Here is a 22,122-nt window from a genome sequence, read left to right on the forward strand (position 1 = left end):
CGATGGACACCCTTGTCTTAGGCTAACGGTTGGCACTATCAACCCCCGTATCGGACTTTCACCGACGAGCAAGCGCCCATGCTGGGCGCACAAAAACTACCCCGCTTTTAAAAAGCGGGGTAGTTTTAGTTTGCCCGGCATGTTTGCTGAGCCGATGGGCCGAAAGAAACTCTATCGCCTAACCGGCAGGAAAATAACTCGTAAGCAAGGGTGTCACCGGCAACTGTGGGGTCTGAAGGAAGCCGAAGGGGGAACTTGGAACATAGCGCAAGCAAACCGAGGTAGTCAGGCGGGTAACCTTGCTAAAAGTGGGAAAACCCAAAAGCCGGATAACCTGGTTAGTTAGGACGGATGCGTCCAAGTTCAGGTAAGCAACTTAACCGGGGAAGCTCGGCATTATCCTGGAGAATAGGTAGGCTTAAGAAAAACCGGATGAAGGGATAAGACCCCTCGGCATTCCTACCGTAAGAGACCGGATAATCCAACAAGCCCTATTGAACATATTACAACCAATATTCAATTCGGACTTTCACCCATCCGGCTACGGGTACAGACCCGGCAGAAACTGTATCAGGCAGTAGCCAAAGCAGAAAGATTTATGAACAAATATGGCTTAGAGCATGTAGCCCATATAGATCTTTCAAAATGCTTTGACCGTTTAGACCATAATCTAATAATTGAGGGCGTAGCCCGTCAATTGACACCACGGAACAAAGGTATGAACGTCGAATCCATGATCAGACAAAATACGAGGCCCGTACGTACGGTTCTGTGAGAAGGATAAAGCCGAAGCAAATTACTTCGGCTTTACCTTACTCGATTAGCAAAAAAAGTGGCTAAAGCTTTATCTAGACTAAAATTTTACCCGAAATAGGCAGGAAAAAAGCAAAGACGGACATAAAGTGTAACAGTGCCTGAAAATTCAATCGATGCACTAGGATCGGGGGATTAATAGATGAAAAAAATTATGTCAGTCTTAATAACTATTTGGATTTTAACATTATTTTTTTTCATGTTTACAGATTTTGCTTCTAAGAAGGCTGAAGCAGGCAGCACTTCGGATGTTCCTAGCGTACAAGCTAAAGGAGCGATATTAATAGAACAACAGACTGGAAAAATTTTATATGCTAAAAATAAACAGCAAAGACTTTACCCAGCTAGTACCACAAAAATTTTGACTGCCCTAATTGCTTTGGAAAACAGCCGCCCAGATGAAGTTGTAACTGTGGGAGAAGAAATAAATATTTTATCTTCAGATGGAAGTAAGGCTCAATTACATGTAGGGGAAGAAATTGCAATTGAAGATTTACTCAGAGGGCTGATGCTTCCTTCTGGCAATGATGCTGCTAACGTAATAGCTGTAAATATTGCCCGTAAAGTTAGCAAAAATAATTCCCTTGGAGTAGAGGAGGCATTAGGATATTTTGCTGATTTGATGAATCAGCGAGCACGTAAAGCCGGAGCCAAGAACTCTCATTTTATAAACCCCCATGGTTTTCACGATGGAAACCATTATACAACTGCTTATGATCTAGCAAGAATTGCTAAAGATGCTATGAAAAATTCACTATTTAGGAAAATAGTAAAGACAGAAAATTATAAGATGGATTCTTGGAGCAGTGCTGGGAATAGTGTTAGGGAAAATGGATATAGAGTATGGGAAAATACCAATGAGCTTATTAACAAAGACAGCAGCTCATATTTTCCATATGCAACGGGTATCAAAACTGGACATACAACTCCTGCTGGTCATTGTCTTGTTTCATCCGCTTCTGCAAATGGGTTGGATTTAATTGCGGTAGTTTTAAATACTACCCCGGCGTGTCAGTGGTCTGATTCAACTAGCCTTTTAAAATATGGCCTGGAAAATTTCCAACATATGCAGTTGCTAAAAGCAGGACAAGAGGTGACCACAATCAAAATTCTCAATCCTAGTGGTGACGATTCTGGAAAGCTGAAAGCTCTAGCAGCTAAAAATTTTACAGATATCTTTCGTGCAAATGATATTCCGGAAATTGAAAAAAATTTTATTTGGGATAAGAACCTGTTTAAAAAAGTACAAGGAGAGGAAGTTCAGCTCCTAGCGCCACTAGCTAAGGGACAGGAAATAGGTAAAGTTGTTTATGCCTTACGGGGAAAAACATTAGTTGAATCAGCTCTGGTGGCTGATAGAAATGTTACAAGCAACAATCTTTTAAAAAACATTATTGGAAACAGATCATTTTCCCTTTTTTATTGGGTAGCTGGCCTTGTAGCAGTTGACCTTCTAGTAAGAAAATTTAAATTTAAAAAATATAAAAGAAAGTTAAGGAAAAAGTGGAGAAGGAAGAGATTATAAGTTTAAGTCAACAGTTTCACAAATAACCCTTGCTATTAAACCAGTATTATCTAAGGAATATATTAGCTATTCTTAAAGGAAAATACAGTTAAGGTGGAGAAATTATATGATTATGGAAAGATCAAAGATAAGGTTATGGTAATGTTATTGGGGGTAATAAGGCTACAGTCAACAAAAAGATGAGGCCCTAAAGGCTAAAACTGGATGGCCGGAAAAAACATTAAATGATAGAATTGGCTACGGGAGGTGGCTTGACATGAAGAATCGGGAAGATAAGATTATAAAGTTTTTTGCCAGAGATCAATTTGCCGCTCATGTTGGAATCAAATTATTAAAAGTTCAACCGGGGTATGCAGAAGCTCAAATGGAAATTACGGATAAACATTTAAATGGCATAAACATAGTGCAAGGTGGAGCCATCTTTACTCTAGCAGACTTTGCCTTTGCTGCTGCTTCAAATGCCCAGGGGCAAGTTACAGTAGGGATTAATGCCAATATAGCTTATTTTAAACCACCTAAAGGAAAATTACTTCTGGCCGAAGCTAAAGAAATATCCTTATCCAGAAAAATTGCCTGCTACGAAGTTGATATTTTTGATGAAAACAAGGAACATATTGCGAAGTTTAATGCAACTGGCTATCGGAAAGAAAAAAATATCGAGTAAGTCAATATCGCAAAACAACTATATAGAAAACGCTGCTTGCAATTTTTAAGGCTGCGTTTTTTTGTGTCAAAGAATATAAGAGCTGAAAGATTTGAAAAAGCATTAGTTAGCTTGATACAAAATTAATATATGCTTTATCTTAACCGGTTAGTCTTGATTCGGTTGTTATACGAAGACACGTTTGGGGGGTGTAAGCTTGAATGATTTTAACGGGAAGCAGAAAAAAGTTTTAGGGCTTGAGTGGAACATATTTTTTATTGGTATAACTAGCTTTTTAACTGACACAACAACAAAAATGATTTATGCAATTATGCCGCTTTTTTTAATGTCTATTGGAGCATCAAAGACAGAACTTTCTCTTATTGAGGGAGTTGCTGAAAGTACAGCATCTATACTAAAGGCATTATCAGGCTGGTGGAGTGACAAAATCGGTAAGAATAAACCTTTTATGGTTGTGGGCTACGCTATTACTACTATTCTTTCTCCACTATTTTCTCTAGTAACCTCACCTTTACAGGTTCTTATGATTAGGTTTGTTGAAAGGATAGGTAAGGGCATAAGGACTGCTCCAAGAGATAGCCTAATAGCCGGGTCATCTAGCGAAGGCAAAAAAGGGAAAAGTTTTGGTTTCCATAAGGCAATGGATAACAGCGGGGCGATAGTGGGGCCTTTGTTGGCATTTGCTGTTTTGGCAGTGTTCCCGGGTGATTACCGGAAGGTATTCCTGCTTTCAGCAATTCCGGGTCTTATGGGGATTCTTGCCATTGTTTTCTTTGTCAAGGAGGCTAAAAAGAATAAAGGGGAACTTCTCGGAAAAATTGCCCTTAAGGACTTTTCAGCCAGATATTACATATTCCTGGGGATTGCTTTTATATTTACCCTGGGGAACTCAACTGATGCATTGCTATTAGTTAAAGCCAATGATGTCGGCATTAAAGCTTTGTTCATACCTTTAGTATACCTAATTTTTAACTCAGTTTCGGTAATTTTTGCTGCTCCAGCAGGCATGTTTTCCGATAGATTTGGCCGAGAAAGACTAATTATTTTCGGTTACTTGCTCTATTCTTTCATATACTTCGGTTTTGGAAAAACCAATAATCAAGGGGCAGTTATTCTACTTTTTGCCTTATACGGGCTATACAGTGCGGTAACAGATGGAGTGCAGAAGGCTTTAGTTTCTGACCTAATAGACAAGAATAAAAGAGGTACGGGCCTGGGCATCTATAATTCACTAATCGGTATCACGTTGCTTCCGGCCAGTGTTATAGCAGGTATATTGTATGATCAGGTTAATAATAGAGCTCCTTTTTTCTTTGGCTCCGCAATGGCGTTAGCTGCTGCAGTTTTAATGTTTGTATTTTATAAGAAAAGAGCTAAAGTCTACGCATAATAATATTTTTAAGTAGACCTCAAATAGATTGTAACAAACGTGAAAATATAAAACTAGTCATATGTGTTTTTATTGTATAAAACATGATGAGCGAACAGGAAAACTAACCGATTTAGAACAAATAAATGATTCGATACCAAAAAGCTAAGCGAATATATTTCTTGACAAAACTTACTAAATCGTTGTACTATTATAGAAAACATTTAGGATTACTAGGAATTATATTTAAGGTATTTACTTAGCTACAATTAGTTATTTTTGCTGAAAGCCTCGGTGGTGTTGAAAGTTTGATTACTTATCCTGTGGAACAAACGCACTCTGCTATACCCCGGGAGATTAGGGAACGAATAGGTGTAACTGACAGGCTTTTAAGGCTCTCGGTAGGAATTGAAAATGCAAATGATCTAATCAGTGACCTTGAACAGGCAATGAGTTAGTTATTTAGGCTTTTTAATAAAGATTGGAGGGTTTAAAATGAAATTTGGGTCAAAACTTATCCACAATGGAAACGAGATAGATAAGCATACTGGGGCATTAAGTATTCCTATTTATCAGACATCAACATACCATCAAGTGGATATAGAGAATTCACAGGAATATGATTATTCACGCTCGGGAAATCCTACAAGAAAAGCATTAGAGGAAACGATAGCTATCTTGGAGGGGGGAGATAGGGGGTTTGCGTTCTCTTCAGGGATGGCAGCCACATCTTCTGCACTGGCTATATTTTCAGCAGGTGATCATATTATTGTCTGTGAAGATGTATATGGTGGAACGTATCGAATAAGTACAAATTTTTTTAGTAGGTTTAATGTAGAAATTACTTTTGTTGATGCAAGCAATCTTGACAGTATCAAGGAAAACATCCGCAGTAATACAAAAGCCATATTTCTTGAAACACCTTCAAATCCATTATTAAAAATAACAGATGTAAGGGGAGCAATAAGAATTGCTAAAGAGAACGGATTATTAGTCCTAATTGATAATACTTTTATGTCTCCCTACCTGCAAAGGCCCATAGAACTTGGAGCAGATATTGTTATTCATAGTGCAACCAAGTTTATCGGTGGGCACAGTGATGTACTTGGAGGACTTGTGGTTGTTAAGGGTGAGGATCTGGGAAAGAAGGTTTATGCCGTACAGAATGGCTTTGGCGCTGTTTTGGGTCCACAAGATAGTTGGCTTTTGCTCCGTGGCCTTAAAACCCTACAAGTTAGGATGGATTACCAGCAAAAAAATGCCCAAAAACTTGCGGAATGGCTGGATCAACATGAAAAAGTCCAGTCAGTTTATTATCCTGGCTTACCAAATCATGTGAGTCGAGATATTCATTTTTCTCAAGCTGATGGGGCAGGTGCTGTACTGTCATTCAAAACAGTTAGTGACGCACAGGCACGTAGTTTTATGCAAAAAGTAAGTCTGGCTGCCGTAGCTGTAAGTCTTGGTGGTGTTGAAACTATTGTTTCCTACCCCGTGAAAATGTCTCATGCAGCTATGCCAAAGGAAGAGAGAGAGCGGCTTGGCATTACTGATAATCTCATAAGGGTATCAGTGGGATTAGAGGATATTTCTGATTTAATAGAAGATTTTGCTAGTGCATTATCAATCTAACATTATCAATCTAATATGTTTTGAAAATTAATTCAAATTTCCAAAGTGAAATTTGAATTTTTTAAGCAACTAATTCCTACTAAACCGATAAAAAAACAAAAATATTTGTAATTTTATTGACATATATTTCATATAGTATTATTATCAAAATAACATATTAAACATATAAGAATAGTAGGAAATAATAATAAGTTTTTGGAGGCGGTAAAATGGTTAAAATTGCAAAGAGTTTAACGGATCTCATTGGGAATACTCCCTTGCTTGAATTGTCCAACTACAACAAGTCAAATGTTTTAGAATCAAAACTTGTTGCAAAGCTTGAATACTTTAATCCAGCAGGAAGCGTTAAAGATAGAATTGCATATGCGATGGTCAAGGATGCAGAAGAAAAAGGTTTAATCAATAAGGAATCTGTTCTGATTGAGCCTACAAGCGGGAATACAGGAATAGGACTTGCTTTTGTTGCCGCGGCAAAAGGCTATAGACTAATAATTACATTGCCTGAAACATTTAGTATTGAGCGAAGGAATCTATTAAAAGCTTTAGGTGCAGAATTGGTCTTAACACCTGGAGCGGAAGGTATGCCTGGTGCTATTAAAAAAGCAGAAGAAATTGCAGCAGTAACCCCTAATTCTTTCATTCCTCAACAGTTTAAAAACCCGGCAAATCCAGAGATCCACAGGAAGACAACAGCTGAAGAAATTTGGAGAGATACAGACGGCCAAGTGGATATAGTCGTTGGTGGAGTTGGAACAGGAGGAACCATTTCAGGTATTGGAGAAGCCTTAAAAGCTAAAAAACCTGATGTGCAAATAATTGCTGTTGAACCCTTTGATTCACCTGTTCTCTCTGGAGGTGCAAAAGGACCACATAAGATTCAAGGTATTGGGGCTGGTTTCGTTCCGGATATCTTCAACAGAGATGTTGTGGATGAAATTTTTAAAGTTAAGAATGAAGAGGCATTTGATACTGCCAGAAAGATTGCTAGGACAGAAGGTTTACTTGTAGGTATTTCTTCTGGTGCCGCTGCATTTGCCGCCACGGAAATAGCAAAAAGACCTGAAAATAAAGGAAAGACAATTGTGGTCATACTTCCGGATACAGGTGAAAGATATTTGTCAACGCCTTTGTTCCAAGAGTAGGCTAGGCAAAGAAAAAATACTAGGCAGAAATAATTGATTTTATAGGGGGCTTAAGCCCCCTATAAAATCAGAATAATTCCTAGAAAAACGATACGATAACTTTAGAATGACTATTGCGAAAGGAAGTAACTTATGTCTGTAGAGAACAATGATCTTAAAAAAAAATCTGTAGAGTATTTCAGAGAAGGTCTATATTGCTCGGAGGCTATTCTACAGGTTTTCAACAAGCATTTGAATTTGGGATTGAGTAAGACTGCTCTGAAAATGGCAACTGGATTTGGAGCAGGGCTGGGAGCATCTAAATGCTGCTGTGGTTCTTTGACAGGAGCTGTTATGGTTTTAAGTGCCATTAAGGGGAGATTAAATAAAGACGAAAACGTTGATGAAGTTTTTACTTTGACAAATGAGCTTCATGATAAGTTTAAAGAAAAGTTCAATGGTACTTGCTGTCGCGTGTTGACCAAAGATGTTGTATGGGGGACACCAGAACACCATAAAAAATGTGAAGATTATGTCTGCGGGGCTGTTGAAATCCTTATGGATATCCTAGCAAGGAAACAAATTGTTTAGTAAAGAAGGTGATGCTAGATGATAAATTATTATCCTGATTTTTTTAATGATGTTTTTGGACCCATTATGCAGCCTGGTTCCAGTTCTCATACAGCTGCCCCATGTAGATTGGGTCTTTTAGCGAGAGCATTGTTGGGTGAAAACCCCATTGCTGCGGAATTTATTATGGATAAGGATGGGTCTTTTGCGGGTACTTTTGGAGTGATGGATGAGGATAAAGGTATGCTGGCAGGCATTCTTGGTATTTGGCCTGAAGATGAACGGATAAGCAGTGTCTATGAGCTTGCCCGTAAGAATGGTATTTGTTACCGTTTTATTTTCGATTCAATGAAAGAAAGTGATCATTTAAATGCGATTAAAATTGTTTTAAAAGGTGAGAGTGGCAAAACTGCTCAACTTGTGGGGGAATCAACGGGTGGAGGTATGATCAGGGTAAGAAAAGTTAACGGCTTTGATATACACCTAATAGGAGATACTTATGTAATGCTTATATTTGCAGAGCTAACTCATTTAGAAGAAAAATTGCTTGCAAATTCTCTTGAAGGATACATAGAAGCACAAATACTGAGATGTGAAGACAGTACACTGTATTGCATAAAAACTTCTTGCCTGCCAGACAGTTCAAAGATTAAAAATGCTTTTCCTGATATCCCAATAGAAATTTTGCCGCCTGTTCTCCCGGTAGTTATGCACAAGGACAGAAAACCACAACTTTTCAAGAGCATGGAGGAGTGGCGCAGTAGAGCAATAGCTTGTGGTAATAGTATGAGTGCAGCAGCAATGCAATATGAGGTTAATTCATCATTATGGTCGAAAGAGCAAGTAGGCACATATATGCATAAAATTAAAGAAGTTTTATATCGCCAGATTACAGCAGCATATGAGGAAAACAGCGCTCCCCGCAATCCGTTTTATCGTTACGATGGTGAAATGTGGGATGAGTATCAGCATAAAAACAGGATATTAAGTGGTAATTTAATGGGTGAAGTTGTCAAAAGGGCTATCGGAGTAATCTCAAAAACACGGGGTGTTCCTATGGTTCCTGGACCCATGGGCACTGGAGGTGGATACCTGTTTTCTGCTGTATATTCAGTAAAAGAAGCTTACGGTTTCAGTGATGATGATTTAATCCGTGGGTTATTCGTGGCTGCAGGTATTGGAGCAATAGCTTATACCCATACCAATCCTACTGGTGAGGTAGTAGGTTGTGCTGGTGAATGCGGAGTATGTTGTGCAATGGCTTCCGCAGCAATAGTAGAGATGGCTGGTGGAAACGGTGAAGATATTGAAAATGCTGCATCCTTGGCGCTGCAAGCATTTTTCGGGTTACCCTGTGATCCTGTAATCGGGGGGTATGAGGCGCCATGTTTCAGCAGAGCAATATCCGCAGCAAGCATGTCGGTCATATTTGCCGATTTGGCTTTAGCTGGCTCAAAAGCTGTTATTCCTTACGATGAACTGCTAGTTGCCCTTGATAACTTAGGTAAAAGTATGTCCTCTGAGTTGCTTTGTACTTCGAAAGGTGGAGCTTGCACAACTCCCACAGCCAAAAGTTGTGAACTGAAATTTAGAGAATGGTTTGATAACAGAAATAAAATTCTTACATAACAATAGAGCATTCAGTTCGGAATAATAAAAATAGTGAGGGCTGAACAATGAAGAAAAGTTTTAATTTTAATATCTTACTTCCATTACTAGCACTAGTTACAACCTTATTAATTAGTAAACTAATTCCAGACAGTGCTGTAGGATACGGATCAATAATGTGGACACCCCTGCTTGCTGGGGCAACATTGATTTTTAGCTTACTCATAATATTTTCATTGAAGTTTAGCCGTTTGTATAAAGTGCTAGAACATAAATCACCCCTGCTTGCGGTAGCTATCTTATTCTTGACCTTATGGGAATTCTTAACCGCCAAAACTGCAATACTTCCATTGCCATATTTTCCTGCCCCCGGTCAGGTGATTGATGTGCTTGTAACGGATTGGAAACTGCTTTCTACAAGTGCGTATTATTCGTTGAAAATGCTGTTGACAGGATATGTTTTGGGAGCATTAGCGGGTTTGATAACTGGGATATTGATCGGGTGGAGCAAAAAGTGCAACTATTGGCTTGCACCATTGCAGAAAATTATCGGACCCATTCCGGCTACTGCATGGATTCCTATTGCTATGACCTTATTTCCTACAAGTTTTACGGCTAGTGTATTTATACTTGCACTGGCAGTATGGTTTCCCGTGACGGTAATGACCAGTTCAGGCATAGCTAATGTAAATAAATCGTATTTTGAAATGGCACAAACTTTAGGGGCAGATAAGACTTATCTAATATTTAGGGTTGCGCTGCCAGCTGCACTTCCTAATATTTTTATCGGCTTATTCATGGGGTTGGGCATGTCCTTTGTAACCCTAATAGTAGCCGAAATGCTGGGAGTAAAAGCGGGATTAGGTTGGTATATTAACTGGGCTCAAGGGTGGGCAGAATACAAGAAGGTTTATGCGAGTCTTGTAGTAATGGCTTTGATTTTTTCAACAATTATTACACTGTTGTTTAAAATTCGGGATAGAGTATTAATCTGGCAAAAGGGGTTGATCAAATGGTAAATGGAGTAGGTATGATCACCTTGAATGAGTTGAGCCGTGAATTTACAGACCAGAGCAAAAATAAAATTTTGGCCCTTGACAAGGTCAGCATAGAAATCAACCCGGGTGAATTTTTGTCTATTGTAGGCCCTAGTGGATGTGGCAAGTCTACCATGCTTCGGATTATTGGTGGACTTGACAAGCCAACGAACGGGAGTGTACTACTGGATGGAATTCCCGTCCAGGGACCCAGTTATGAACGAGGGATGGTATTCCAGGACCCAACCCTTTTTCCTTGGTTAAATGTACACGATAATATTGCCGCAGGTCTTGTTGCTAGAAAGGTATATAAAGCTAAAAAAGATGACGTAGCAGAATATATTGAACTTGTCGGGCTAAAAGGATTTGAAAAGGCTTACCCTCACCATTTGTCAGGAGGTATGGAACAGCGTGCGGCCATTGCCAGGTCACTGGTGAATCATCCTAAAGTGCTTCTGCTGGACGAACCCTTAGGCGCTTTGGATGCCTTTACGCGCATGTATATGCAGGATGAACTCTTACGAATTTGGCAGGAACGCCAAAATACAATGATTTTAGTTACGCATGATATTGACGAGGCAGTTTATCTTAGTGACAAGATATTGATCATGTCTCCCCGACCTGGACGTGTATCCAATATAATCAATGTGAATCTGCCCCATAAAAGAAAACGTAATAGTCCAGATTTTCTTAACCTACGGAATAAGATACTAGAAATGCTTCATTTTGTTAAAGAAGATGAGCCGCTTAGTTATTATTTATAAATAAAATTTGGGAAAGGAGGGACAGGTGGCTTTTGTATTTACGCATAAAGCGATTTAGATTTAATTAATTCTTTGAGATCTATAAAATTTCTTAGGAGGTATCTTATGAAGAAGAATAATATAATGATTGTAGCTCTTCTACTGGTCCTTACCTTAGTGCTCTCGGCTTGCGGCAGCAAGGCCACAGAAAACGGGATTAAACAAACGGAGGGCACAAACAGCGGTCAGCAGAGACAAAATCAAGAACTGGTAAAGGTTACCCTGGGGACATACAATGGTACATGTGAAGCACCTTTATATGTTGGTGTGGAAAATGGCATCTTTAAGAAATATGGTTTGGATGTTACATTGGTGAACATCAATGCTGAAACTCTCAAAGAAGGTTTAGCCTCAGGCAAAATCGATGGTGCCCAAATATCTCCTGGTTTGTTTAAAGCCATTGAGCAAGGAATGGACATAAAATTAACTAATGGTATACACACTGGATGTATCCAGGGCGTTGTAGCTAAAAATTCTCCCATCCAAGGTGTTAAAGACTTAAAGGGGAAAAAGGTGGGAATCGACTCCATCGGAGGTGTTCCTATGGTACTGCTATCCATTGATTTAGGTAAAGCAGGCATAGATCCTAAGAAGGATGTCGATTGGAGGGTATATCCTCAAGTTCAACTGCAACAGGCTCTTGAAAAAGGGGAGATAGATGCCTTTGTTGCTTGGGATCCATATGGTGCTTTGGCAATTTCAGGAGGTAAAGCACGGAAAATATTTGGTAACACTAATAAGCAACCTGGCGTAAAAGATAACTATTGTTGCTACACTGGGGTAAGCGGTAAGTTGGCCAAAGAAAAACCCGAGGTTGCAAAAAAAATCACGGCTGCATGGGCTGAGGCAACCCAATGGGTACAGGAGCATCCTCAAGAGGCTGCTAAGATAGCGGTAGACAAAAAATATGTAAGCAGTGGTAGCGAAGTGGAAAATAGCAAACTATTGGGTGATTATGAGTTTCTAGCCAATAAGGCAAAAGCAAAAATAGATTTTGAAAATACGCTAAATGCTATGAAAACCCAGGGTATACTCGATCCCGGTACCAATATAAAGAAACTTGTTCAGGATACATTTTTAGATTAAGGGTTGTAGTTGAATGAATAAGAAAAAGGTAATTGTTACTATTATTATATTGCTGTTGCTTATAGTTACTGGTATCTATATTGGTAAATCGTACTACAAAAAAAATATATTGTCGGGAAATACTTCATCACAGGTTACACATACAGTTAATAAGCAGGGTGCAGACTGTTGCAAGTAGAAGGAACCCGCTTGGAAACTGAAATAATTAGTGCATGATTTATTTATTGATTTCTCCTTCTATAACTAAAAGGGAATATTCCTTCATACTGTGTAACCGACCTTAAGTCGTCCAGTGAATCGGACGACTTAAGGTTTATTTTAAGTTAGATTTCATGGTAAAAATTATTGGGGGCTTTTTAGGTAGTTTGATGTAGAAAAATTCCATAGTATACTATATAATTTAAGCCAAGCAAAACAATGCGATTACTGTAATATAGAAAGTTAGGTGAAAAAAGTTGCCCATTAGAATACCAGATAACCTACCGGCGGCTGAAATTTTAACAAGAGAGAACATTTTTGTTATGACTGAAGGAAGGGCAATGCATCAGGATATTAGGCCCTTAAAAATTGCTATTCTAAATCTTATGCCTACAAAAATCATAACAGAAACTCAGCTCTTGCGCTTAATTGGCAATACTCCAATTCAGGTAGATGTAGAATTGCTGCATCCCAAAACTCATGTATCAAAAAACACACCTGAAGAACACTTGACAAACTTTTATAAAACCTTTGATGAAGTTAAGGATGATAAATTTGACGGATTGATTATAACTGGTGCTCCCGTTGAACAACTGGAATTTGATGAAGTTTCATATTGGAAGGAAATCCAGAAAATCATGGAATGGAGTACTCGTAATGTTTATTCCACTTTTCATACCTGCTGGGCTGCCCAGGCAGGTCTATACTACCATTATGGTATAAAAAAATATCCTTTGCAGAAAAAAATGTTCGGAATATTTTCTCATAAAGTAAATAAGCCTAACGCTATGCTGGTAAGAGGATTTGATGATGTTTTTGCTGCTCCCCATTCCAGGCATACTGAGGTTCGCAGGAAAGATATTGAAAAAGTTCCCCAGCTCCAAATTCTTTCTGAGTCAGAGGAGGCAGGCATTTATCTACTGAAAACAGCTGGAGGAAGACAGGTTTTTGTAACGGGCCATCCAGAGTATGATCCTCTAACATTAAAAGCCGAATACGACAGAGACAGAGCAAGGGGACTTGATGTGGAAATACCAAAAAACTATTACCCTGAAGACGATCCCAGTAAGCCTCCAATTGTAAGCTGGAGGGGACATGCCAATTTACTTTTTTCAAATTGGTTGAATTATTACGTGTATCAGGAAACTCCTTTTGATCTTAATAATTTAAAATAAGTTTTTCTAAGGAGGAAATACTATACACAGAATATATAAAGACTGCTAAATAAGGCAATTTAAAACTATTAGCATTGGACAAAGGGGAAAGAATGCTATAGTTATTTTTCTAGTGATCTTAGTTTATGGAGGCGGTAAAATGAGGATTTCTACAAAAGGCAGATATGGACTCAGAGCAATGGTTGACCTGGCAGTACATTCAAATGGAGATCATGTTGCCTTATGTAGTATTGCAGAAAGAGAAGGCATATCCATGAATTATCTTGAACAGGTTTTTGCCATTCTAAGAAAAGCTGGTTTGGTGAAAAGCGTAAAGGGTGCTCAAGGTGGGTATATTTTAGGAGATAGTCCTTCTAAAATCAAGGTAGGAAATATTCTGCGAGCACTGGAGGGACAGCTTTCTGTAATTGATGAAAAAGCGGAAGATTCCTCTTTAAATAAAACAAGTATAGAGCATTGCATCAAGATTAATGTTTGGGATAAAATGAATGCCTGTATAAATGAAATTGTTGATGCAGTAACTCTAGAAGACCTTGCTGAAAATTACAAGAAAACTAATGGTTTGCTAACACTAATGTATTATATCTAATTTAAATTAAGGGGAGATTCCACTATGGGCGAAAGAAAATTGAAATTCGACACATTGCAAGTCCATGCAGGACAGAAACCAGATCCAACAACAGGTTCCAGGGCAGTTCCTATTTATCAAACAACTTCATATGTTTTTAATGACGTAGAACATGCGGCTAATTTATTTGCCTTAAAAGAACCGGGAAATATTTATACAAGGATTATGAATCCCACCAACGATGTATTTGAGCAAAGGATAGCAGCTCTAGAAGGAGGAGTTGGTGCCTTGGCTGTAGCCTCAGGCTCCGCTGCTGTTACTTATGCTATTCTAAACATTGCAGGAAGCGGAGACGAGATTGTTTCTGCCAGTACATTATACGGAGGTACATACAATCTGTTTGCAGCTACGCTACCAAAGTTGGGTATAAAAACAGTCTTTGTAGATCCTGACGAGCCAAATAATTTCAAGGAAGCCATTAATGCTAAAACAAAGGCTTTGTATATTGAAACCATAGGTAATCCAAGTATCAACATTGTTGATATTGAAGCTGTTGCTAAAATAGCCCATGAAAATGGAGTACCTTTAATTATCGATAATACCTTTAGTACTCCTTATCTAATTAAACCTATTGAATTTGGAGCAGATATTGTAGTCCATTCAGCAACTAAATTTATTGGAGGTCATGGCACATCTATCGGGGGTGTTATCGTTGATTCAGGTAAATTTGATTGGGCAGGAAGCGGAAAATTCCCAGGTCTGACAGAGCCTGATTTAAGTTATCATGGTGTGAAATATGTTGAAGCTCTTGGGCCTTTGGCGTATATCACCAAGGCAAGGGTACAGCTTTTGAGAGACACGGGTGCGGCCATCAGCCCTTTTAATTCTTTCCTTTTCCTTCAGGGTTTGGAAACCTTATCCCTTAGAGTCGAAAGACATGTTTCAAATGCTAAAAAAATTGCTGATTTTTTGTCCAAACATCCTCGGGTAACCTGGGTAAACTATCCATCACTACCGGACAATAAGTACCATGAACTTGCCAAAAAATATCTACCCAAAGGTGCTGGTTCCATATTCACATTTGGCATCAAGGGTGGTGTTGAAGCTGGTAAACGATTTATTGACAGCCTTGAGATTTTTTCGCTCCTTGCAAATGTTGCAGATGCCAAGTCACTAGTTATTCACCCAGCAAGTACCACTCATGCCCAGTTGAACGAGGAGGAACAAAAAGCTGCAGGAGTTACACCTGATCAAATAAGACTATCAATAGGGATTGAAGATGTGGACGACCTGATTTACGATCTTGATCAGGCATTGGAAAAAAGCCTGTAAAGCGTATGCTCTAGTACAAAAATTTTTCATGATTAGTAGTTAACTGAAAAATATGAGAGGCACTGTAATTCACTAAGGTAAGTGGATAAAGGTGTCTTTTCCTATTTAAACTATGTTTACTCTGGGCAAAAGTACCATGAACTAATAAATATCTTTATTTAAATTTAAGTTAAGGAATGAGATAATGAGATAGAATTTTATTTTGGTATCTATTAGAAAAGGAGGTAATCCATGTCAGCAAAAACAAGTAAAATTGTAGTTATTTATAAATCTAAATATGGAAGCACAAAGTCCTATGCAGAGTGGATTTCTAAAGATGTAGGCGGAGATTTGTTTGAAAGCTCTATGGTAAGCGTTAATGACTTGCAGAAATACCAGGTTATAGTGTTTGGAGGCTCTTTGCATGCAGTTGGTATTAATGGTGTAAAACTCATTACCGACAACTTTGATCTATTAAAGAATAAAAAAATAATAGTATTTGGTACGGGAGCTTCCCCTGTGCGGGAAGAGACAGTTAAACATGTCTATAAACATAATTTTCCAAATGAGATTCAAGAAAAGATACATTTCTTTCTGTTAAGAGGTGCCTTTAATTATTGCAAGTTATCATTTATTGATAAAATGCTGATGAATGCTTTAAGGTTAATGCTAAAAATGAAAAAAGCAGACAAGTTAGACGAAGATAGCAGGGGTTTGCTAGAATGTTTTAATAAGCCCGTCGATTGGAGGGACAAAAAGGCAATTATTCCGATTGTTCAATGTATTAATGAAGAATAAAGGGGTAGGATGGTAATTTTTTAAACGCAAACGTTAAAAAGAGAGGATATTACCATTGAATGCAGGATAATTAATTATAATCCTAGTTTAAATACAGTATAATTAACAGCGTAATAGTTATATTTCATTGCAGGTTATTTCTTCGTTTCCATAATCACATCCTTTTTATTAGCCACATGAGTGGCTTTTTTTTTTGCTACTAAGCAAAAATTGGTCTTAATTCCAAAAAAATTAAAGGGAAAAGTAAAATTAAAAAGAATTTTAAAAAATTAATATAAAAGTAGAAGCATTATTTGGAATTTTGTTGGTAGCGAATAAATTTAGCTAAAAGAAAATAATTCTCATATATAATTTATTATTTATGTGATAGGAAAGGAGATTATTAAATGACAAAGTTTTTTTCCAAAAGGCCATGTTACGAAACTTCATATATTATAAAATATGTTGAAGACAAATTTGAGGGTAAAGAGCCAGCAGAACCAAAAATTGAATACCCAATTCACGTTACTTTTTTAAATTATTTTAATCGGCTTTTTTCTAATGAAAAACAAATGGCTATATCTACGAAAAAAATGTTAAAAATTACTGCTGACATCAGTAATTTTGATGTTAACATGTCACATATAGCATATAAATTAATTGATTTTGCTAAAGAAATGTCTGTACTCAGCAAATCTAACCTGGCAATTGTTGAGGAAACTAATGCTGGCATGAATGAGGTCAATAATACTATCAGAAATACTTCCGAAACACTATCTCAGTTATCTGATGCTTCTGAAGTTCTCCTGCAGAGGAACCATGAAAGTTTGGCCCAACTTAAAGAGATAAATGATATTAAAGATAATGTAATGAATGATGCTAATATTATGGGGCAGAAAATCGATCAGCTTGTTGAAATGGCCAATAAAGTAAATGACATTGTTAATGGGGTTAAGGAAATAGCTGAGCAAACTAATCTTCTCGCCCTTAACGCTTCAATTGAAGCAGCACGGGCTGGCGAAAATGGACGTGGCTTTGCAGTAGTTGCCGAAGAAATTAGAAAACTGGCAGATGATACTAAAAAAAGCCTCGAAGGCATGAAATCTTTTGTAAGCAACATTCAAAATGCTTCAAAAGAAGGCAAAAAAAGTATGGACAACACTCTTAATTTAACCCAAAAAATGAGCCAAAAAATTGATATTATAACTGATACTATGGAAAAAAATGTTGATATGCTTAATAACACAAGTAATGATGTGCAATTTATAAATCAATCTATGTATGGAATCAAAACAGCTGCCAATGAAATTAACCAAGCCATGGAATCATCAAGTCGCGATGCAGAAAGCTTAAGTCAGATGACACAAGTTATTCACCAAGATGCATTAGCTTGCGCAGATTATGCAAAACAGATGTCCAAAGTTGATGATGAACTTTCTGAAATTGTCAAGGAGCAAATGAATGCTCTTCAAGGCAGTAGTAATGCCATCAGTAACCAAGAATTTTTAAAAACTATCGCTAATGCCAAGGAGGCACATTCTAAGTGGCTAAGTAATTTAAAACGAATTGTCGATGAGATGAGATTATATCCATTGCAAATTAATGGTTCTAAATGCGCATTTGGCCATTTTTATCACGCTATAACAGTGCACCATTCGTCCATCAAACAAGATTGGGAATCAATAGAAGAGATTCATAAGAAATTTCATGAAATGGGGCAGGAGGTACTTCAGGCTGTTAAGGATGGCCAAGCTGCAAAGGCCCAAGAATATTATGCTGCGGCTGAAAAGCTTTCTCAGGAGATTTTTGTATGCTTAGATAAAGTTACATCTCAAGTAGAAAACCTAACCCAAAAAGGTGTGCGCTTATTTGGGGATTGCGCTTAAAGCAGTACAACTATTTTTTCAGGATAAAATTTTTGCCGCCATACTGGATATTTAGGGTTATCCAAGTATTGTTTAATTATAAATTCCCCATAATAATATTAGGAAATAAGTACTAATTTGTATCAAAGTTGGAGGTAAATATGTCTGCTAAAATTCTATTTTCGTCAGTTAAATTTGATAAATATGATGCAGATGTAACTCTCCCTGCTAAATTTGGGAGATTAATCGACAAGATGGATTTAGAGAAAACAGTTAAAGATAAATGGACTGCTGTGAAAATGCATTTAGGTAGAAACATTGGTTATTCTACAATCCACCCTTTGTTTATTAAAATTTTAGTTGATAAGCTTAAGGGTTATGGAGCCAAAGTTTTTATTACGGATCAAATTACTTCCGGTGCAAAAGACAGAGGTTATACAGAAGATTTTTTAGGTGTGCCCATTGTAGATGCCTGCGGTGTAATGGGAAAATATTATTACGAAAAGAAAGTTGATTTTAAGACTTTTCAGAACGTTGATGTTGCCGGAAATATCCATGATGCAGAGGTTATGATTGATTTATCCCATGTTAAAGGCCATGGCGCTTGCGGCTATGGTGGGGCATGTAAAAATATTGCTATGGGCTGCGTTACAGATAGAACCAGAAGGCAAATTCACGGGCTTGAGGGTGGCCTTATATGGAATGAGGAACTCTGTACCCACTGTGAGCTATGTATTAACAGCTGTAATCATAACGCTAATAGTTTTGATAAAGACAATAAATATAAGGTATTTTTTCATCACTGCACATACTGTCAACATTGCGTAAAAGTTTGTCCACAAGGTGCAGTAATAATGGATGCGCACCGTTACGAAGATTTTCAGACAGGAATGGCTATCTGTACCCAGGAAGTTTTAAAAACTTTTGAACCCGGAAACGTTTTTTATATTAATTTTTTAATGAATATAACTGCCTTGTGTGATTGTTGGGGATTGACTACACCTTCCCTAGTCCCAGATATCGGCATTATGGCTTCTCAAGACATTGTGGCCATTGAAAGAGCAAGCTTAGATGCAATTAAAGTTGAAGACTTGCTCATAAATGGAATACCAGAGGGCCATGAACTTAAATCCTCCGGACATCTCTTTGAAAGATTACATTGGAAAAATCCTTTTATCCAGTTAGAGGAGTTGGAAAAACGAGATTTAGGAACCCAAAAGTATGAGTTAGAAGAAGTGAAATAGTTGTTAAAAGCCTGCACGGATTAAAAGATACGGAGCTAATAAAGCTGTAGTAATACCTACCAGGGCAATGGAAACGCTGCTCATTGCTCCTTCTAGTTCTCCTGCTTCCATAGCTCGATAGGTGCCTAAAGCATGGGAGGCTGCTCCCAAGGCTATTCCTCTAGCAACTTTATTTTTAACGCCTACAAGATCAAGTATTCTAGTGCCAATAATAGTTCCAACAAGCCCTGTAATAATTAATTATCACGCCAGCCGTTAAGGAGGAGCCGTATAACGAGGCCCGTACGTACGGTTTTGTGAGAAGGATAAAGCCGAAGCAAATTACTTCGGCTTTATCCTTACTCAATGAGGTAAGCCATTAACTCAACTGATAAAGTATAAAATAGGTATAGAAAAAAGGAGGTAAGAAATATCAAGTAAGAAGATTTTAGTTGCAGATGGTGGATATCGTAAGCTTATTTCCGTTAATGGGTTTGAATAATATAGACAGCTGCTATTAATAAAACTACTCCAACAATTCTCAATGGACTTAAGAGCTGTACGTTTCCTAATACACCTAAGTGGTCTAAAATAACTGCCAGGATTACTTGTCCCGCAATTATTAAACTAAACATACTGGCAAAGCCTATTTTAGGAGCTGCAATAATGGTTACAAATATATAAAAAGCACCAAGTATGCCACCTACCCACATCCACCAATTAGTTTCTTTTAGGCTTGAAAAAGCTGGTATGGTTTGATTTCCTGCATATACTGATACAATACAAGCTAGAGCTAATACTAAAGTACCTACTGAAAAACTAAATAGAGATGTTAGAATAGGGTTGCCTACGTTAAGCTGAAGCTTGCCATTTACGGCAACTTGCGTAGTTATGCCCATACCGGCAACAAATGCTAGGAAAATAAATATAAATTTCATTTTAGTCATTCCTTTTTTTTTCTAATAAATTACAATCATAAATTATACTATAACCTTCAGGCTCAGTCTAGAAATCAAAATAAAGTTGCCTTTTTCTAAAAAAGTTAAAAGAAAAATATGTAATTAGGTTATAATAAAAATATTATAAATTGAAAGGATGACAAATTTGAGTACTAACCCTATTGTAACAATAGAAATGGAAAACGGCAGTGCAATTAAATTAGAGCTATACCCGGAAACTGCGCCTAATACAGTTAATAATTTTATTTCTCTTATTAATAAAGGTTTTTACGATGGTTTAATTTTTCACCGTGTGATACCAGACTTCATGATTCAAGGAGGAGATCCAAGAGGCGATGGCACTGGAAGCCCGGGATATAGTATTGAAGGTGAATTTGCTCAAAATGGGATTAAAAATAGTTTGAAACATGACAGGGGGGTCATATCTATGGCTAGATCAATGAACCCCGATTCGGCTGGGTCCCAATTTTTTATTATGGTGGAATCAGCAAACCATTTAAATGGACAGTATGCGGCCTTTGGCAAAGTTACAGAAGGTATGGAGATAGTTGATTCCATAGTAAATGTTCCTAGGGACATGTGGGATAAACCTTTAGAAGATCAAAGAATGAAAAAAGTAACAGTCGATACTTTTGGAGTTGAATATACTGAGCCTAAAAAAATGTAATTACTTAACTTTAAGACTGCTGTGAAAAGCAGTCTTAAAGTTAATATCTAGCCTTGCAACCCCAGTAGGCAAAAATGAGCAGAAAAAAATAAAAAAGCTTAAACCATGTATGGTTTAAGCTAAAGAATTATTTAGAAAAAGAATCTTAGTTCCATCCAGTCTAAAGCAATAAAATCTGTATCTCCTGCATTAGAGGTATTTCTGATTTGGACGGTGTTATTGCGTCTTAAAATGTTTGTTGGAATGTCAATTGCCAGTTGTCTCCAATTGTCAAATTGTTGGCCTCGAGGCCTACCATGAACAAAAGGCAGCCTGCCAAAGTTTTGTCTGCTTCCATTAAAATTGACTGTCATATTATAGCGGTTTTCTGGAACATCATAATGATCATCCAAGGCTCCCCTAAGAATAAGTCTAACTCTTTCAAAGTTATTTATTAATAAGAATAAATAGTTTGGTAAGTTAAAGGTCCACGATCCGACGTTACCTGTGTATAATATATCAGCATTTCCGCTTGGGTTACCGTAATTAGGATATCCCGTTAGCTCTTTGTGAAGAACAATGATGGTACTAGGTCTAGCGTTGCTTAAGATTGGTGGAGGATCTCCTTGGCGGGACATGCTCTCCTCAGAATAGAAATTTTCAGATTCATCATAGGTCCAATCATTTGTAGACATAATTTCACCTCCTAAAGTTACTATATTATATTCAACTATTGACGTAATGCTATAGGTAGGTTTAAAACTTTTCAAATATACAGCTATAAATTAATATTATATTTTCTATTAATTTATTTAATGATTTATTTAGTAATTTGTTGACATAATAAGTCATTAGAGTTAAAATAACAGTTGTGAATTAAACTAACGCTGGGGCATAGCCAAGTTTGGTAAGGCACAGGATTCTGGCTCCTGGATGCGTTGGTTCGAATCCAACTGCCCTAACCATAATTGACTCACTAGCTCAACTGGTAGAGCATCTGACTCTTAATCAGAGGGTTCAGGGTTCGAGTCCCTGGTGGGTCACCAAATAATAGCAAGGGTTTTAGCCCTTGCTATTTTATTTGTGCGCCCAGCATGGGCGCTTGCTCGTCGGTGAAAGTCCGATACGGGGGTTGATAGTGCCAACCGTTAGCCTAAGACAAGGGTGTCCAT

The 22,122-nt window shown here is 37.6% G+C and carries 20 protein-coding genes, 2 tRNA genes and 2 pseudogenes; 21 read left to right on the forward strand and 3 right to left on the reverse strand.

Annotation, left to right across the window (positions count from 1 at the left end; translation table 11 throughout):
• Nucleotides 1–443: 443 nt before the first annotated feature.
• The 18 genes and pseudogenes from RDV78_10620 (at nucleotide 444) to RDV78_10705 (ending at nucleotide 19,366) form a co-directional block, all read left to right on the forward strand.
• A pseudogene (locus RDV78_10620) lies at nucleotides 444–703 on the forward strand (reverse transcriptase domain-containing protein).
• A 252-nt stretch (nucleotides 704–955) separates the two neighbouring features.
• Nucleotides 956–2,338 (forward strand): D-alanyl-D-alanine carboxypeptidase family protein, encoded by a 1,383-nt coding sequence (locus tag RDV78_10625; protein ID MDS1030893.1) that lies wholly within the window; start codon nucleotides 956–958, stop codon nucleotides 2,336–2,338.
• 256 nt (nucleotides 2,339–2,594) lie between these two features.
• A complete protein-coding gene (locus tag RDV78_10630) occupies nucleotides 2,595–3,002 on the forward strand; it encodes a PaaI family thioesterase (protein ID MDS1030894.1) in 408 nt (135 codons plus the stop codon).
• Between the two features lie 196 nt (nucleotides 3,003–3,198).
• Complete coding sequence (locus RDV78_10635) at nucleotides 3,199–4,392, forward strand: MFS transporter (GenBank protein MDS1030895.1); 1,194 nt, start codon at nucleotides 3,199–3,201, stop codon at nucleotides 4,390–4,392.
• A gap of 242 nt (nucleotides 4,393–4,634) precedes the next feature.
• Nucleotides 4,635–4,829, forward strand: a pseudogene (locus tag RDV78_10640) (PLP-dependent transferase).
• Between the two features lie 37 nt (nucleotides 4,830–4,866).
• Entirely contained in the window at nucleotides 4,867–6,003 is a 1,137-nt protein-coding gene (locus RDV78_10645) for an aminotransferase class V-fold PLP-dependent enzyme (protein ID MDS1030896.1), read from the forward strand.
• Between the two features lie 209 nt (nucleotides 6,004–6,212).
• Nucleotides 6,213–7,145 (forward strand): cysteine synthase A, encoded by a 933-nt coding sequence (gene cysK / locus RDV78_10650; GenBank protein MDS1030897.1) that lies wholly within the window; start codon nucleotides 6,213–6,215, stop codon nucleotides 7,143–7,145.
• A gap of 132 nt (nucleotides 7,146–7,277) precedes the next feature.
• Entirely contained in the window at nucleotides 7,278–7,715 is a 438-nt protein-coding gene (locus RDV78_10655; GenBank protein ID MDS1030898.1) for a C-GCAxxG-C-C family (seleno)protein, read from the forward strand.
• A gap of 18 nt (nucleotides 7,716–7,733) precedes the next feature.
• On the forward strand, nucleotides 7,734–9,323 hold the full coding sequence (locus RDV78_10660; GenBank protein ID MDS1030899.1) for an L-serine ammonia-lyase, iron-sulfur-dependent, subunit alpha: 1,590 nt from the start codon (nucleotides 7,734–7,736) through the stop codon (nucleotides 9,321–9,323).
• A 47-nt stretch (nucleotides 9,324–9,370) separates the two neighbouring features.
• Nucleotides 9,371–10,321, forward strand: coding sequence for an ABC transporter permease subunit (locus RDV78_10665; protein ID MDS1030900.1), 951 nt, complete (start codon nucleotides 9,371–9,373; stop codon nucleotides 10,319–10,321).
• Nucleotides 10,315–11,103, forward strand: a complete 789-nt coding sequence (locus RDV78_10670) for an ABC transporter ATP-binding protein (GenBank protein MDS1030901.1) — start codon at nucleotides 10,315–10,317, stop codon at nucleotides 11,101–11,103. The genes RDV78_10665 and RDV78_10670 overlap by 7 nt, the downstream gene beginning before the upstream one ends.
• Nucleotides 11,104–11,208: 105 nt before the next feature.
• Nucleotides 11,209–12,228 (forward strand): ABC transporter substrate-binding protein, encoded by a 1,020-nt coding sequence (locus tag RDV78_10675; GenBank protein MDS1030902.1) that lies wholly within the window; start codon nucleotides 11,209–11,211, stop codon nucleotides 12,226–12,228.
• A gap of 455 nt (nucleotides 12,229–12,683) precedes the next feature.
• Nucleotides 12,684–13,601: a homoserine O-succinyltransferase gene (metA, locus tag RDV78_10680; GenBank protein ID MDS1030903.1), complete on the forward strand. Its 918-nt coding sequence runs from the start codon at nucleotides 12,684–12,686 to the stop codon at nucleotides 13,599–13,601.
• Nucleotides 13,602–13,740: 139 nt separating this feature from the next.
• Entirely contained in the window at nucleotides 13,741–14,190 is a 450-nt protein-coding gene (locus RDV78_10685) for an Rrf2 family transcriptional regulator (protein MDS1030904.1), read from the forward strand.
• Nucleotides 14,191–14,214: 24 nt separating this feature from the next.
• Nucleotides 14,215–15,501 carry a homocysteine synthase gene (locus RDV78_10690; GenBank protein ID MDS1030905.1) on the forward strand — a complete coding sequence of 429 codons (1,287 nt, stop codon included), beginning with the start codon at nucleotides 14,215–14,217 and terminating at the stop codon, nucleotides 15,499–15,501.
• Nucleotides 15,502–15,732: 231 nt separating this feature from the next.
• Nucleotides 15,733–16,278, forward strand: coding sequence for a flavodoxin domain-containing protein (locus tag RDV78_10695; GenBank protein ID MDS1030906.1), 546 nt, complete (start codon nucleotides 15,733–15,735; stop codon nucleotides 16,276–16,278).
• 386 nt (nucleotides 16,279–16,664) lie between these two features.
• Nucleotides 16,665–18,143, forward strand: coding sequence for a methyl-accepting chemotaxis protein (locus RDV78_10700; GenBank protein MDS1030907.1), 1,479 nt, complete (start codon nucleotides 16,665–16,667; stop codon nucleotides 18,141–18,143).
• 140 nt (nucleotides 18,144–18,283) lie between these two features.
• Complete coding sequence (locus RDV78_10705; protein ID MDS1030908.1) at nucleotides 18,284–19,366, forward strand: DUF362 domain-containing protein; 1,083 nt, start codon at nucleotides 18,284–18,286, stop codon at nucleotides 19,364–19,366.
• Nucleotides 19,367–19,369: 3 nt separating this feature from the next.
• Here RDV78_10705 and RDV78_10710 read toward each other — a convergent pair whose 3' ends face one another.
• On the reverse strand, nucleotides 19,370–19,603 hold the full coding sequence (locus RDV78_10710) for an LrgB family protein (GenBank protein MDS1030909.1): 234 nt from the start codon (nucleotides 19,601–19,603) through the stop codon (nucleotides 19,370–19,372).
• Between the two features lie 227 nt (nucleotides 19,604–19,830).
• Nucleotides 19,831–20,283 (reverse strand): DMT family transporter, encoded by a 453-nt coding sequence (locus tag RDV78_10715; protein MDS1030910.1) that lies wholly within the window; start codon nucleotides 20,281–20,283, stop codon nucleotides 19,831–19,833.
• Nucleotides 20,284–20,440: 157 nt separating this feature from the next.
• Here RDV78_10715 and RDV78_10720 point away from each other — a divergent pair, with 157 nt between their 5' ends.
• Nucleotides 20,441–20,971: a peptidylprolyl isomerase gene (locus RDV78_10720; protein MDS1030911.1), complete on the forward strand. Its 531-nt coding sequence runs from the start codon at nucleotides 20,441–20,443 to the stop codon at nucleotides 20,969–20,971.
• A gap of 131 nt (nucleotides 20,972–21,102) precedes the next feature.
• Here RDV78_10720 and RDV78_10725 read toward each other — a convergent pair whose 3' ends face one another.
• On the reverse strand, nucleotides 21,103–21,645 hold the full coding sequence (locus tag RDV78_10725; GenBank protein MDS1030912.1) for a hypothetical protein: 543 nt from the start codon (nucleotides 21,643–21,645) through the stop codon (nucleotides 21,103–21,105).
• A 193-nt stretch (nucleotides 21,646–21,838) separates the two neighbouring features.
• Between RDV78_10725 and RDV78_10730 the strand changes: the two genes are divergently transcribed.
• Both RDV78_10730 and RDV78_10735 read left to right on the forward strand, forming a co-directional pair.
• Nucleotides 21,839–21,915 (forward strand) — tRNA-Gln (locus RDV78_10730).
• 5 nt (nucleotides 21,916–21,920) lie between these two features.
• Nucleotides 21,921–21,996, forward strand: a tRNA-Lys gene (locus RDV78_10735).
• Nucleotides 21,997–22,122: the final 126 nt, after the last annotated feature.

The organism is Bacillota bacterium LX-D, from assembly GCA_031628995.1.
Classification (GTDB): Bacteria; Bacillota; DUOV01; order DUOV01; family Zhaonellaceae; genus JAVLUO01.